The organism is Caldibacillus sp. 210928-DFI.2.18, from assembly GCF_020554505.1.
GTDB classification, from domain to species: domain Bacteria; phylum Bacillota; class Bacilli; order Bacillales; family Caldibacillaceae; genus Caldifermentibacillus; species Caldifermentibacillus hisashii.
This window is the reverse complement of sequence record NZ_JAJCHL010000263.1, coordinates 1-263: the sequence shown is the minus strand read 5'-3', so window position 1 is coordinate 263 and position 263 is coordinate 1. Positions and strand designations below refer to the sequence as shown.

The following is a 263-nucleotide window of genomic DNA, read 5'->3' as shown; positions in this document are numbered from 1 at the left end:
ATAGGGCTTCCTTCATTCCAAGAAAAAGCTCCGTTTCATCATTCGTTAATGACCCATTTTCGAAAACGACTCGGTCCGGAGATCATTAATGAAGTCAATGAATGGATAGTCATGGAAGAACAGAATCAAACGGACGATCAAGACAATGATGATGGTAACGACTCTTCTATCAATAAGACCCAAATAGATAACAATGTATCCGATACAAAAGAAAATCGAGGAAAGCTCATTCTAGATGCAACTTGTGCACCGGCTGATATTTC

General features: G+C 39.2%; 1 pseudogene. It reads left to right on the top strand.

What is annotated here, in order from left to right:
* Positions 1-263 (top strand): annotated as a pseudogene (locus LIZ98_RS17815) (IS5/IS1182 family transposase); the annotation flags it as partial.